General features: G+C 67.6%; 15 protein-coding genes. 11 read left to right on the forward strand and 4 right to left on the reverse strand.

Annotation, left to right across the window (positions count from 1 at the left end):
* A partial coding sequence (locus F9K34_RS13105; protein ID WP_291337416.1) for a class I SAM-dependent methyltransferase occupies nt 1-875 on the reverse strand: 875 nt, incomplete at its 3' end.
* A 232-nt stretch (nt 876-1,107) separates the two neighbouring features.
* Between F9K34_RS13105 and F9K34_RS13110 the strand changes: the two genes are divergently transcribed.
* On the forward strand, nt 1,108-1,785 hold the full coding sequence (locus F9K34_RS13110) for a DUF6639 family protein (protein WP_291337417.1): 678 nt from the start codon (nt 1,108-1,110) through the stop codon (nt 1,783-1,785).
* Here F9K34_RS13110 and F9K34_RS13115 read toward each other — a convergent pair.
* Nucleotides 1,778-2,431, reverse strand: coding sequence for a TetR/AcrR family transcriptional regulator (locus F9K34_RS13115; RefSeq protein WP_291337418.1), 654 nt, complete (start codon nt 2,429-2,431; stop codon nt 1,778-1,780). The two genes, F9K34_RS13110 and F9K34_RS13115, sit on opposite strands and share 8 nt — an antisense overlap.
* A gap of 125 nt (nt 2,432-2,556) precedes the next feature.
* Between F9K34_RS13115 and F9K34_RS13120 the strand changes: the two genes are divergently transcribed.
* The 3 genes from F9K34_RS13120 to F9K34_RS13130 all read left to right on the forward strand — a co-directional run bounded on the left by F9K34_RS13120 (nt 2,557) and on the right by F9K34_RS13130 (nt 6,335).
* Entirely contained in the window at nt 2,557-3,807 is a 1,251-nt protein-coding gene (locus F9K34_RS13120; protein WP_291337419.1) for a Zn-dependent hydrolase, read from the forward strand.
* A 372-nt stretch (nt 3,808-4,179) separates the two neighbouring features.
* On the forward strand, nt 4,180-5,634 hold the full coding sequence (gene hydA, locus F9K34_RS13125; RefSeq protein ID WP_291337420.1) for a dihydropyrimidinase: 1,455 nt from the start codon (nt 4,180-4,182) through the stop codon (nt 5,632-5,634).
* Between the two features lie 2 nt (nt 5,635-5,636).
* The gene (locus tag F9K34_RS13130) at nt 5,637-6,335 is read left to right on the forward strand and encodes an SDR family oxidoreductase (protein WP_291337421.1); all 699 of its coding nucleotides are present in this window, start codon (nt 5,637-5,639) and stop codon (nt 6,333-6,335) included.
* A gap of 9 nt (nt 6,336-6,344) precedes the next feature.
* Here F9K34_RS13130 and F9K34_RS13135 read toward each other — a convergent pair whose 3' ends face one another.
* Nucleotides 6,345-6,740, reverse strand: a complete 396-nt coding sequence (locus F9K34_RS13135) for a cupin domain-containing protein (RefSeq protein ID WP_291337422.1) — start codon at nt 6,738-6,740, stop codon at nt 6,345-6,347.
* A 77-nt stretch (nt 6,741-6,817) separates the two neighbouring features.
* On the opposite strand from F9K34_RS13135, the gene F9K34_RS13140 reads away from it, so the two are divergent.
* The 5 genes from F9K34_RS13140 to F9K34_RS13160 all read left to right on the forward strand — a co-directional run bounded on the left by F9K34_RS13140 (nt 6,818) and on the right by F9K34_RS13160 (nt 11,003).
* Nucleotides 6,818-7,618, forward strand: a complete 801-nt coding sequence (locus F9K34_RS13140; RefSeq protein WP_291337423.1) for an ABC transporter ATP-binding protein — start codon at nt 6,818-6,820, stop codon at nt 7,616-7,618.
* Between the two features lie 257 nt (nt 7,619-7,875).
* On the forward strand, nt 7,876-8,739 hold the full coding sequence (locus F9K34_RS13145) for an ABC transporter permease (RefSeq protein WP_291337424.1): 864 nt from the start codon (nt 7,876-7,878) through the stop codon (nt 8,737-8,739).
* Nucleotides 8,740-8,822: 83 nt separating this feature from the next.
* Nucleotides 8,823-9,638 carry an ABC transporter permease gene (locus tag F9K34_RS13150; RefSeq protein WP_291337430.1) on the forward strand — a complete coding sequence of 272 codons (816 nt, stop codon included), beginning with the start codon at nt 8,823-8,825 and terminating at the stop codon, nt 9,636-9,638.
* 39 nt (nt 9,639-9,677) lie between these two features.
* A complete protein-coding gene (locus F9K34_RS13155) occupies nt 9,678-10,658 on the forward strand; it encodes an ABC transporter substrate-binding protein (RefSeq protein WP_291337425.1) in 981 nt (326 codons plus the stop codon).
* Nucleotides 10,659-10,835: 177 nt separating this feature from the next.
* The gene (locus F9K34_RS13160) at nt 10,836-11,003 is read left to right on the forward strand and encodes a hypothetical protein (protein WP_291337426.1); all 168 of its coding nucleotides are present in this window, start codon (nt 10,836-10,838) and stop codon (nt 11,001-11,003) included.
* A 49-nt stretch (nt 11,004-11,052) separates the two neighbouring features.
* Here F9K34_RS13160 and F9K34_RS13165 read toward each other — a convergent pair whose 3' ends face one another.
* Nucleotides 11,053-11,328, reverse strand: a complete 276-nt coding sequence (locus tag F9K34_RS13165; protein ID WP_291337427.1) for a YMGG-like glycine zipper-containing protein — start codon at nt 11,326-11,328, stop codon at nt 11,053-11,055.
* Nucleotides 11,329-11,497: 169 nt separating this feature from the next.
* Between F9K34_RS13165 and F9K34_RS13170 the strand changes: the two genes are divergently transcribed.
* Nucleotides 11,498-11,698 carry a hypothetical protein gene (locus F9K34_RS13170; protein ID WP_291337428.1) on the forward strand — a complete coding sequence of 67 codons (201 nt, stop codon included), beginning with the start codon at nt 11,498-11,500 and terminating at the stop codon, nt 11,696-11,698.
* A gap of 106 nt (nt 11,699-11,804) precedes the next feature.
* Nucleotides 11,805-12,179 (forward strand): helix-turn-helix domain-containing protein (locus tag F9K34_RS13175; RefSeq protein WP_291337429.1); only part of this gene is annotated, 375 nt, incomplete at its 3' end.

Raw genomic sequence — 12,179 nt, forward strand, 5'->3', positions numbered from 1 at the left:
GTGCCGAGCGCGCCGCGGCCGGGGACGCGGTCCGGCACATGCAGGAAGCCCGGAAGGGCGACCCGTGGCTTCTCGATGCGATACATCAGGTAGGCCCGCCGGCCTTCGGCGAAGTCCCGGTAGATCCAGGACCCCTGCGTCCCCGCCCAGAGCCGCGCAAGCCGCCGCGTCCCGCGCGGAAAGCGCGCGCTGATCTCGCGCAGGCGCCGGCCGTTGTCGCGGTCGAGCCCGGCAAGGATCGCCGCCGTGATGTCCGTCATGTCCGGTGGCGCGAAGCCGGCGAGCGAGAGGTCATCCGCGATCCGCGCGCCCGCCGCCTCCGGCCGCGTCCGTGGCGGGGTGAAATCGGCCATCAGGAAATGCCCGCCCGGCCTCAGGACACGGAAAACCTCGGAAAAGAACGCCGCGCGGTCGGTGTAGCAATGCGCGCTCTCGACGTTCAGCACCGCGTCGTAGCTTTCCGCCGCGAAGGGTAGCGCCAAGGCGTCGCCCTGGCGGAAGCTCAAGCCCCGTACTCCGGCATGGACCCGCTCGCAGAAGGCGATGGCACCGTGGGCGATGTCGCAGCCGACGGTCTCGGCGGCGCCGAGGTGCCGCTGGACGAAGGAGGCGCCCCCGCCGCGTCCCGTGCCCACGTCGAGCACCCGGCGACCGGCGAGCGGGACCTGGGTCGCCACCGCCTCGTAAAGCGCGGCGCTGTAGCGTTCGGCGGCCTCGTCCTCAGCAAGCGCTGCGCTCTCGTCGCCGGCGAAATAGCCGTAGTTCATGAACCGTAGATCGGTGTCATTGCGGAACTTCCAGGCGATGAGCTCGTAGAGAACCCTCGCCCGCGCGCCGTGAAATACCTGGCGCTCGCGAAGCGTGAAGGAAGGCAAAGTCGCTCGTCCCACTGTCCCGTTTTGCACAATGGCCCAAACCATTGAGGGTTCAAGCCGTTTCGTCAACGTATCCTTTGGTTTGGGCGGCGATCGCGGCGCGCGGTCCCCCTGTCGCCGCTGAAGCCGTTGGTTGCAGGTGACGGTCGCTCCGCTGCATGATCCGGGGCACGGGGGGGGGCGGCAGGCGCTGGGACGGATGGCAGGTCGGAACGAGAGGACCCGGGTTGCGATGAACATGAAGGCCCTTGCGGCATCACTTGCCGCCCTGACCTCGGCGCTGCCTTCCGGGGCGGACATCTTGCGCTGCGACGCCCCGCTCGTCACGGCCGAGGCCCGCACGCCGGAGCTTGCCCGCGCCACCTGTGGCGCGGTTTCCGAGGCGCTCGAGGCGCTCGGCCGCTGCGGGCTGACGATGATGCAGCCGCTCCTCGTCACGGTCCTCGCCGCGCCCGAACACCCGGTCCACGGCGTCTGCCTCGGCTATTACGACAGCCACAGCCGCTGCATCTCGGTGGCCGAACCTGCCCGCTATCCCGCACTCCTTCCCGCCGGCGACGCACGCCGCGACCTGCCGCCGGACAGGCTCTTCCGCGGACTGGTGGCCCACGAGGTCGCGCATGCGGTCATTGCGCAGTTGCCGGGGGGCACGAAGGTCGCGCCGGAACACCACGAGTTCATCGCCGCGGTCTTCGAGATGGAGGTCTATGGCCCCGAGTCGCGGGCGGCGCTGCTCGCGGCCGACCCCGTTCGCGCGGAGGGCTCGCGCGACATGGTGAACATGGGCATCTACGCACTCGCGCCGCGGGTCTTCGGCAACAATGCCTGGGCGCTCTACCAGGCCGAGCCCGACGGCTGCGCACTCGTCCGGGGCATCGTCTCGGGCGAACGGGCGCTCGGTTTCAGATGACCTCCGCCTGCGATGGACTGGCGCCGATCCCCCTCAGGATGATCGACTTCACGCTTTCCTTCGCCCGGGCCCATTCCTGCGCGCTGAGCGGCCGTCCGCCGTTCAGCGTCTCGATCTGGTGGCCGAAGTCGGCGTAGTGCTGCGTCGTCGCCCAGAGCATGTAGAGCAGGTGGTAGGGATCGACCGGCGCCATCTTGCCGGCGGCGATCCAGCGCCGGATCACCGCCGCGCGCCCCTCGGTCCAGTCCCTGAGCGTCGTCTCCAGGTAGTCCTGGATCACCGGCGCGCCATGCATCACCTCGCTCGCCCAGACCTTCGAGCCGAAGGGATGGCGGCGCGAGATTTCCATCTTGGCGTCGATGTAGGCGCCGATCCCCTCCACCGGCCCCGCGGCCTTGTCGAAGCTCTTGGCGGCGTGAAGCCAGATCTCGAAGATCTGTTGCACGACCTTGCGGTAAAGCTCCTCCTTGGTGGCGAAGTAGTAGTGCAGGTTCGCCTTGGGCAGCCCTGCCATGTCGGCGATGAGCTGCATCGTCGCACCGCCGAAGCCCGCCTCGGCGAAGACCTTTTCGGCGGCGGCGAGGATCAGCCGCTCGTTCTCGCGGCGGATCGCGTTGCGCTTCGTCAGGCGGTCGGGGGCGGCCATGTCCTCGCCAGATTTCCGTTGACCAGTTGGTCAGGCTGTGATGCTCTCGACCTTGACCATACGGTCAGAAAACGAGTCGTCGCAAGGGGCACGGAAGACCCCGGAAGGACCGACAGGAGGACAAGATGCCCGCACCCGGAGAGAACCTCAGGATCGATTCCGCTCGGCTCTGGGACAGCCTGATGGAGATGGCCAAGATCGGCCCCGGCGTGGCCGGCGGCAACAACCGCCAGACCCTGACCGACGCTGATGCCGAGGGGCGCCGGCTCTTCCAGAAGTGGTGCGAGGATGCCGGCATGACGATGGGCGTCGACCAGATGGGATCGATGTTCGCCATGCGGCCGGGCGAGGACCCGAAGGCAGCGCCGGTCTACATGGGCTCGCATCTCGACACCCAGCCGACCGGGGGCAAGTATGACGGCGTGCTGGGAGTTCTCGGCGCGCTCGAATGCGTCCGCACGATGAACGATCTCGGCGTGAAGACGAAGCACCCGATCGTCGTGGTCAACTGGACCAACGAGGAAGGCACGCGCTTCGCCCCGGCGATGCTCGCCTCCGGCGTCTTCGCCGGCGTGATCGACCAGGGCTATGCCTATGACAGGCGCGACGCCAAGGGACTGCGGTTCGGCGACGAGCTGGAGCGGATCGGCTGGAAGGGGACCGAGACGGTCGGTGCGCGGAAGATCCACGCGCTCTTCGAGCTGCATATCGAGCAGGGCCCGATCCTCGAGGCCGAGGGCAAGCAGATCGGCGTCGTCACCCACGGCCAGGGGCTGAGGTGGATCGAATGCACCGTGACCGGCAAGGGCCAGCATACCGGCTCCACCCCGATGTACCTCCGCCGCAACGCCGGGCGCGGCCTTGCCCGCGTCACCGAGCTGGTCCACGAGATCGCGATGAAGCGCCAGCCCAACGCCGTCGGCGCCATCGGCCATATCGACGTCTATCCCAACAGCCGCAACATCATCGCCGAGAAGGTGGTCTTCACCGTCGATTTCCGCAGCCACATCCTGCCGACGCTCGAGGAGATGGTGGCGGAGTTCCATGCCCGCGCGCCCGGCCTCTGCGCCGAGGTCGGGGTGAAGTTCTCCGCCCAGCTCGTCGGCCAGTTCGACCCGCCGGCCTTCGATGGGGCCTGTGTGAGGGCCGTGCGCGATGCCGCTGAAAAGCTTGGCTATTCCCATATGGACATCGTCTCTGGCGCCGGCCACGACGCCTGCTGGATCAACCGCGTCGCGCCGACCGCGATGATCATGTGCCCCTGCGTGGATGGGCTCAGCCACAACGAGGCCGAGGAGATTTCCCCCGAATGGGCGGCGGCGGGGACGGATGTGCTGTTGCACGCCGTGCTGGAGACGGCGGAGGTCGTGGGGTGAGGGGGCGCCCGATCCTTGGAGCGGCGGTGCTGTGTGCTTTCTCTACAGGCACTGCCAGTGCCGATTGGAAATTGGATTGGGCTAACGGGGTCGGCATGACGCTTTGTCGGGATCTGGCTTCACTGGAGGACCAGCGATTAACGGATTGGATCTTTGGCTACTGGACGGGTGCTAATCTCTACTTGGGAGGCACGGACCTTTGCCTTGAGAGAGCCGCCATTCTGGGCGTTTCAGCATCGCAAATTCGGACCATGCTTGAGTTGCACTGCGCGTCTATTCAGGACTCGCCGATAATGATGGCAGCGTTCAATGCCTTGAAGGGCCTGCCGAAAGATCAGGGCAGTCGTGCTGCCGCGTGTGGAGGGAGATAGAATGACCACAGTCATCAAGAATGGCACCATCGTCACCGCCGACCTGACCTACAAGGCCGACGTGCTGATCGAGGGCGGCAAGATCACCCAGATCGGGGAAAACCTTAAGGGCGACACCACCCTCGACGCCACCGGGTGTTATGTCATGCCGGGCGGGATCGACCCGCACACGCATCTCGAGATGCCCTTCATGGGCACCTATTCCACCGACGATTTCGAAAGCGGCACCCGTGCCGCGCTTTCCGGCGGGACGACGATGGTCGTCGATTTCGTGCTGCCCTCGCCGGGGCAGGGGCTGATCGACGCCAAGAAGATGTGGCACAACAAGTCGGGCCGGGCGAATTGCGATTACAGCTACCACATGGCGGTGACCTGGTGGGGCGAGCAGGTCTTCAACGAGATGAAGGACGTGATCGAGAAGGAGGGCATCACCACCTTCAAGCATTTCATGGCCTACAAGGGCGCCTTGATGGTGAATGACGACGAGATGTACGCCTCGTTCCGCCGCCTCGCGGAACTGGGCGGCATCGCGCTTGTCCATGCCGAGAACGGCGACGTGGTGGCCGAACTGCAGCGCAAGCTGATGGAAGAGGGCAATACCGGGCCGGAGGCGCACGCCTACAGCCGCCCGCCGCAGGTCGAGGGCGAGGCGACGAACCGCGCCATCATGATCGCCGACATGGCGGGGGTTCCGCTCTACGTCGTCCACACCTCCTGCGAGGAGGCGCATGAGGCGATCCGGCGGGCGCGGATGCAGGGCAAAAGGGTCTGGGGCGAGCCGCTGATCCAGCACCTGACGCTGGACGAGAGCGAGTATTTCAACAAGGACTGGGACCATGCCGCCCGCCGCGTGATGTCGCCCCCGTTCCGCAACCAGAAGCATCAGGACAGCCTCTGGGCCGGCTTGCAGTCGGGGTCATTGTCGGTGGTGGCGACCGACCACTGCGCCTTCACCACGGCGCAGAAGCGTTTCGGGGTCGGCGATTTCACCAAGATCCCGAACGGCACGGGCGGCCTCGAGGACCGGATGCCGATGCTCTGGACGCATGGCGTCAATACCGGCCGGCTGACGCCCAACGAATTCGTCGCGGTCACCTCGACCAACATCGCCAAGATATTGAATTGCTATCCGAAAAAGGGCGCAATCCTCGTGGGCGCCGATGCCGACATCGTGGTCTGGGACCCCGAGCGCGAGAAGACGATCAGCGCGAAATCGCAGCAGTCGGCCATCGACTACAACGTCTTTGAGGGCAAGAAGGTCAAGGGCCTGCCGCGCTACACGCTGACCCGCGGGGTGGTCGCGGTCAATGACGGCAAGGTGGAGACCCGCGAGGGGCACGGCGAGTTCGTGGCGCGCGAGGCCGGCAACCCGGTCAACAGGGCGCTCTCGTCCTGGAAGGAACTCACCGCGCCCCGGCCGGTGAGCCGCACGGGCATTCCGGCGTCCGGGGTCTAGGCATGGCACGAGTGGCTCTCGTCTTCGGCGGCGGTTCGGGCATGGGCGAGGGCGCGGCGCGGCGCCTTGCCGCCGACGGGTTTCGGCTCGGCGTGCTGTCCTCCTCCGGCAAGGGCGAGGCCCTGGGGCGGGAACTCGGCGGCATCGGCGTGACCGGATCGAACCAGTCCGAGGCGGACATCGTCGGGCTCGTCACGGCGGCGATGGAGGCCTGGGGCCGGATCGACGTGGTGGTGAACAGCGCCGGGCACGGGCCGCGCGGGCCGCTGCTCGATCTCGGCGATGCCGACTGGCACCGGGGGATCGAGGTCTATTTCCTGAACGTGGTCCGGGCGGCGCGGGCGGTGACGCCGGTCATGCTCGCCCAGGGCGGCGGGACCATCCTCAACATCTCGACCGCCTGGGCCTTCGAGCCGGCGGCGATGTTCCCGACCTCGGCGGTGGCACGGGCGGGCCTTGCCGCCTTCACCAAGCTCTTCGCCGACGAACATGCGGCCCGGAACGTGCGGATGAACAACATCCTGCCGGGATGGATCGACAGCCTGCCGAAGACCGACGAGCGCGCCGCCTCGGTGCCGATGAAGCGCTATGGCACCGTCGCGGAAATCGCCGCGACCGTGAGCTTCCTCGCCTCCGACGGCGCGGCCTACATCACCGGCCAGAACATCCGCGTCGACGGCGGTCTGATGAGGTCCGTCTGAATGCCCGCGTCACGGCACCAAGGCCTCGAGGTCCGGCAGCAGGACGACGCTTTCCTGTTCGCTGGGGTCGGTGCGCGCGATGACCGCCGTGCAGGGTCCGGGTCCGGGGTTGAAGGGCAGGTGGGGCATGTCGGCGGGGATGTAGATGAGGTCCCCGGCCTCGGCCTCCAGCCGGTGCTGGAGGCGCTCGCCCCAGTACATCACCGAACGGCCGGAAAGCTGGTAGATAGCGGTCTCGTGGGTGGCGTGCTTGTGGGCGCGGGCGCGGCCGCCGGCAGGGATCGTCAGAAGGTGCATGCAGATGCCGGTGGAGCCGACGCTTTCACGAGCGATTCCCGCATCATAGGTGAATCCCTGCTTGCCGGCGTAGCGTTCGGCGGGGCGGACCTTGCGGCATTCGGACATGGCGAGTCTCCTGCGTGGGTGTCTGTAGCCTACCATGGCGGCGCGGCTCGGGCAGGTGAACGGGAAGGGATTCGGGTGTGAAGGATACGGCAGGTCAGGGCGCGCCGGTGATCGAGGCGCGGGGGGTGGGGCTGACGTTCCAGACGAACGACGGTCCCGTCGTCGCCCTGAAGGACGTCAACCTCACCATCGGCAAGGGCGAGTTCGTGAGCTTCATCGGCCCCTCGGGCTGCGGCAAGACCACCTTCCTGCGCGCCGTCGCGGCGCTGGAACACCCGACCGAGGGCACGCTCACCGTCAACGGCCTGACGCCCGACGCCGCGCGGCAGGCGCGGGCCTATGGCTACGTGTTCCAGGCTGCGGGGCTCTACCCGTGGCGGACGATTGCCGGGAACATCCGGCTTCCCCTTGAGATCATGGGGTTTTCCAGGGCCGAGCAGGAGGAGCGGATCGCCCGGGTGCTGAGCCTCGTCGACCTCGAGGGGTTCGGGCGGAAATATCCCTGGCAGCTCTCGGGAGGCATGCAGCAGCGCGCCTCGATCGCCCGGGCGCTGGCCTTCGATGCCGACATATTGCTGATGGACGAGCCTTTCGGCGCGCTGGACGAGATCGTCCGCGACCGGCTGAACGAGGAGCTTCTGAAGCTCTGGGCGCGGACGGAAAAGACCATCGGCTTCGTGACGCATTCGATCCCCGAGGCGGTCTATCTCTCGACCAGGATCGTGGTGATGAGCCCCCGTCCGGGGCGGATCACCGACGTCATCGAATCGACCCTGCCGCGGGAGCGGCCGCTGGATATCCGGGATTCGCGGGAGTTCATCGAGATCGCCCACCGGGTGCGCGAGGGGCTGAGGCATGGGCATGGCGATGAGGTTTAGTGGAAAAGGAAAGTTGAGATGATTACGAAGGATGATCTTAGGAATTGGGTCGCACGCGCGCTTCACGATTTGGGCGGCGAAGCAAGCATCGTTGATGTCGCCAAGTGGATTTGGGATCGACACGAAAGCGATCTACGGGGTTCCGGAAGTATGTTCTACAAGTGGCAATATGAAATGCGATGGGCCGCCCAATCCCTGGTGAAAGAAGGCAAGCTCAACAAGACGTCAGAGCGAGGCGTGTGGAAGCTACTGCGATAATGAAATCGCTCCTCCCCATCCTGACCGTCCTTCTCGCCATCGTCGCGCTCTGGTACGCGGCGGCGGTGAAGCTCAATTCGGCATGGACCTACGACCAGGCGGTGCGCGCAGGGACGGAGGTTTCGCTCTCGGCCCTGGTGAAGGACACTCTGGCGCAGGAGCGCCCCGTCCTGCCCGCGCCGCATCAGGTCGCGGTGGGACTCTGGGACGGGGTCTTCGGCCAGGCCATGACCTCGAAGCGGAGCCTCGTCTATCACGGCTGGGTGACGCTTTCCGCCACGCTCCTCGGTTTCGCCATCGGCACCGCGCTCGGCATCGCGCTCGCCATCGGGATCGTCCACAACCGGGCGATGGACATGAGCGTGATGCCCTGGGCCATCGCCAGCCAGACGATCCCGATCCTCGCCATCGCGCCGATGATCATCGTGGTGATGAATTCGCTCGGGCTGACCGGGCTCATTCCAAAGTCGATCATCTCGGCGTACCTCTCGTTCTTCCCGGTCGTCGTCGGCATGGTAAAGGGGCTGCGCTCGCCCGATGCAATGCAGCTCGATCTTCTCAGGACCTACAACGCCTCGGCGCGGGACGTGCTCCTGAAGCTGCGGTTGCCGGCCTCGCTCCCGTATCTCTTTGCCTCGCTGAAGGTGGGGGTCGCCGCATCGCTCGTCGGGGCCATCGTCGGCGAGTTGCCGACCGGCGCGGTGGCGGGGCTTGGCGCGCGGCTGCTCTCGGGCTCCTACTACGGCCAGACGGTGCAGATCTGGGCGGCCTTGTTCGCCGCCGCCATCGTTGCGGCGGGGCTGGTCATGCTGATCGGCGCGGCCGAGCGGGCGACGCTTGCCCGCATGGGGCTGGTGCGATGAGCCGGGCGATCTCCCCCGGCTGGTGGCTCGCGGCGGCGCTGGCGCTCGCGGCGCTGCTCGTCGATATCCGCCTTGCCGCGCTCATGGCGCTGTGGTTCGGCGCCTGGTTCGTGAACGCGCGCCTCGCGCGCGGGCGGGGGCCTGCGCCGCGCTGGCTGGTGCCGGCGCTCTTCGGGATCACGCTGCTGGCGCTCTGGGAACTGGCGGTACGGCTCTTCGGCGTCTCGCCGGTGATCCTGCCGGCACCCTCGGCCATCGCGGCGCGGATCGCGGCAAGCCTGCCGGTACTCTGGGCGGATTTCGTGCAGACCGCGCTCAAGGGCGCGCTCGCCGGCTATGTCCTTGGCTGCGGCGCGGCCGTGGCGACGGCGATCGGGATCGACCGCTCGGCCTTCCTGCAGCGCGGGCTCCTGCCGGTCGGAAATTTCGTCGCGGCGCTGCCCATCGTCGGGATTGCGCCGATCATGGTCATGTGGTTCGGCTTCGACTGGCAGTCGAAGGCGGCGGTGGTGGTCGTCATGGTGTTCTTCCCGGTCCTCGTGAACATGGTGGCTGGCCTCAAGGCGACCGAGCCGATGCAGCGCGACCTGATGGCGACCTATCATGCCAGCTACTGGCAGACGCTGTGGAAGCTTCGCTTTCCTGCGGCCTTGCCGTTTCTCTTCAACGGATTGAAGATTGCCACGACGCTGGCGCTGATCGGTGCCATCGTCGCGGAGTTCTTCGGCAGCCCGATCGTCGGCATGGGCTTTCGCATCAATGCCTCGATCGGGCAGCTGGCGCTCGACATGATCTGGGCGGAAATCGCGGTGGCGGCGCTGGCGGGGTCGGCCTTCTACGGCCTCGTGGCCTTCATCGAGAGGCGGGTGACCTTCTGGCATCCGTCGCAACGGCGTTAACAGGGTCCGGGAACGGGACCCGCAACAGGAGAGGACGACATGACGAGACTGATGATCGGAACGGCGATGGCGGCGCTGCTGGGTTCGACCGCCTGGGCCGAGGATGTGACGCTGCAGCTCAAATGGGTCACCCAAGCGCAGTTCGCCGGCTACTACGTCGCCAAGGACAAGGGCTTCTACGACGAGGAGGGGCTGAACGTCACCATCCTGCCGGGCGGGCCGGACGTGGCGCCGACGCAGGTGATGGCCGGCGGCGGGGCCGACGTGATGGTTGACTGGATGCCTTCGGCGCTGGCCGCGCGCGAGAAGGGCCTGCCGATCGTCAATATCGCCCAGCCCTTCAAGTCCTCGGGCATGCAGCTGACCTGCCTGAAGGAATCGGGCATCACGACGCCTGGCGACTTCAAGGGCAAGACGCTGGGCGTCTGGTTCGGCGGCAACGAATATCCGTTCCTGAACTGGATGGGCAAGCTCGGCCTGCCGACCGACGGCAGCCCCGACGGCGTGACGGTGCTGAAGCAGGGCTTCAACGTCGATCCGCTGCTGCAGAAGCAGGCGGCCTGCATCTCGACCATGACCTACAACGAATACTGGCAGGTCATCGACGCCGGGATCACCTCGGACCAGCTCGTCAACTTCAACTACACGACCGAGGGCGTGGCGACGCTGGAGGACGGGCTTTACGTCATGGAGGACAAGCTTGCCGATCCGGCCTTCGAGGAGAAGATGGTGAAGTTCGTCCGGGCCAGCATGAAGGGCTGGAAATGGGCCGAGGAGAATCCGGACGAGGCGGCGATGATCGTGCTGGAGAACGACGATACCGGCGCCCAGACCGAGAACCACCAGAAGCGGATGATGGGCGAGATCGCCAAGCTGACCGCGGGGTCGAACGGGGCGCTGGACGAGGCCGATTACCAGCGCACCGTCGAGGCGCTGATGTCGGGCGGGTCGGATGCGGTCATCACCAAGGCGCCGGAAGGGGCCTGGACGCACCAGGTCACCGACAAGGCGCTGCAGTGAGGCGCGCGTGACGTTGCGGAACGGCGGGGCTTTCTACCTGCCGTTCCGCGCCCCGGTTGATCCCGGTCAATGTCAGAGGGCCCGGCCCCGGCGCAGGATGGGGTCGGGAGCCGGCACTGGACCGGCGCCCGGCATGATGACCGAAGTGGCCGGCATAGCCGCCCGGAAGGAGAGGAAATGCGCCTGACCGATACCCGCCCCGCCGTCGCCCGCAACCTCGCGCTCGCCGCGATCCTGCTCGCGGCGCTGGCCGCCTGCGCCGAGCCGCAGAAGCCGCTCGAGAATTGCGAACCCGGCGTGAACGAGATCAGCGACATGTCGACCGTCGCCCCGGGCAACTGCTGAGGTCGGGACGGCGCGGGCCGGGCGGGCGCTGCCGCCCGGCGCCCATGGGTCACGGGCAGGGACGGACGTGATATGTCCCGTCGCCCCGCGCATAGGCGCATTCGTTCGTCGCGCTGTTCTGCGCCACGAGCGTGCCGACCGCGGCGCCGGCGAGCGCGCCGATGATGATCCAGTCACGGTCGTCCTCGAGCGCCTTGGCGGTCAGGGCGCCGAGCGCGGCGCCGGTCAGCCCGCCGGTCACCATGCGCTCCTGCCGGGTCATCCCCTCGCAGGCGGCAAGCGTGGCGAGCGCGGCGAGCGCGATCATCCGGGCATGGCGGGTCATCCTTTTCTCCTTTCCGGTTGTCCGGCCATCAGCATCCGCCGTTTCGCGCGGCGCGCGCTGATCCCTGTCAGCCGGGCGACCGGTGTGGCGGTCTGCGCGCCTTTTCGCTTGCCCTCGGGCGGCAATCGCGGTCTATCTGGGCCGGCGTTGGAACCAGGGAGCGGATGCGATGCGGCAGGAGGCTGTGGCAGGGCGCGATCACCCGTCGCGCGCGGGCGCGAAGGGACGGCCGGGAGGGCGTCCCGTGCTGCTCGCCGCAGCCCTGCTGGCGCTCTCGGCCTGCACGCGCAACCAGTACGTCGTGACCGAGTGCGTCGACGGCCGGCCGGTCGTGGAACGCACGCTGGACGTCGCCCCGCCGAACTGCTGAGCCTTGGGGCGCGCTTCGGAAAACCCGGGCGCAAGGCTCGATCCCGGTTCGAATAAGCTGTAAACTCCGGCGACCCCGGCGGGCGGGGAAGGGAGCGGATGGGGCCATGGCGCGGTCGGCGCTGACCGGGACTCGGGTGCGCGAGAGGCGGCAGCGGATCGGCCTGAAGCAGGCCGACCTGGCGCGGGCGGTCGGCGTTTCGCCCGCCTACCTCAACCTCATCGAGCACAACCGCCGCCGGGTCGGCGCCGATCTGCTCGCCAGTCTCGCCGAGGCGCTCGGCGTGGGCGAGGCGGCGCTGGCCGAGGGCGCGGACAGCGCGCTTTTCGAGGGGCTGCGCGAAGCGGCGGCCGGGGCCGCCGGCGCCGAGGCGGGCGCGGCCGAGAGTGCGCCGGAAACTGACCGCATCGAGGAGTTCGTCGGACGCTTTCCGGGATGGGCGGCGCTCCTGGCCGAGCGGCAGGCGCGCATCGGAGCGCTC

It is taken from the genome of Albidovulum sp. (assembly GCF_008933605.1).
GTDB lineage: Bacteria > Pseudomonadota > Alphaproteobacteria > Rhodobacterales > Rhodobacteraceae > Albidovulum.

Coding starts and splice junctions, on each gene's coding strand:
- F9K34_RS13110 (WP_291337417.1), top strand. CDS start 1,108: ATGAACATGAAGGCCCTTGCGGCATCACTTGCCGCCCTGACCTCGGCG.
- F9K34_RS13115 (WP_291337418.1), bottom strand. CDS start 2,431: ATGGCCGCCCCCGACCGCCTGACGAAGCGCAACGCGATCCGCCGCGAG.
- F9K34_RS13120 (WP_291337419.1), top strand. CDS start 2,557: ATGCCCGCACCCGGAGAGAACCTCAGGATCGATTCCGCTCGGCTCTGG.
- hydA (WP_291337420.1), top strand. CDS start 4,180: ATGACCACAGTCATCAAGAATGGCACCATCGTCACCGCCGACCTGACC.
- F9K34_RS13130 (WP_291337421.1), top strand. CDS start 5,637: ATGGCACGAGTGGCTCTCGTCTTCGGCGGCGGTTCGGGCATGGGCGAG.
- F9K34_RS13135 (WP_291337422.1), bottom strand. CDS start 6,740: ATGTCCGAATGCCGCAAGGTCCGCCCCGCCGAACGCTACGCCGGCAAG.
- F9K34_RS13145 (WP_291337424.1), top strand. CDS start 7,876: ATGAAATCGCTCCTCCCCATCCTGACCGTCCTTCTCGCCATCGTCGCG.
- F9K34_RS13150 (WP_291337430.1), top strand. CDS start 8,823: ATGGCGCTGTGGTTCGGCGCCTGGTTCGTGAACGCGCGCCTCGCGCGC.
- F9K34_RS13155 (WP_291337425.1), top strand. CDS start 9,678: ATGACGAGACTGATGATCGGAACGGCGATGGCGGCGCTGCTGGGTTCG.
- F9K34_RS13160 (WP_291337426.1), top strand. CDS start 10,836: ATGCGCCTGACCGATACCCGCCCCGCCGTCGCCCGCAACCTCGCGCTC.
- F9K34_RS13165 (WP_291337427.1), bottom strand. CDS start 11,328: ATGACCCGCCATGCCCGGATGATCGCGCTCGCCGCGCTCGCCACGCTT.
- F9K34_RS13170 (WP_291337428.1), top strand. CDS start 11,498: ATGCGGCAGGAGGCTGTGGCAGGGCGCGATCACCCGTCGCGCGCGGGC.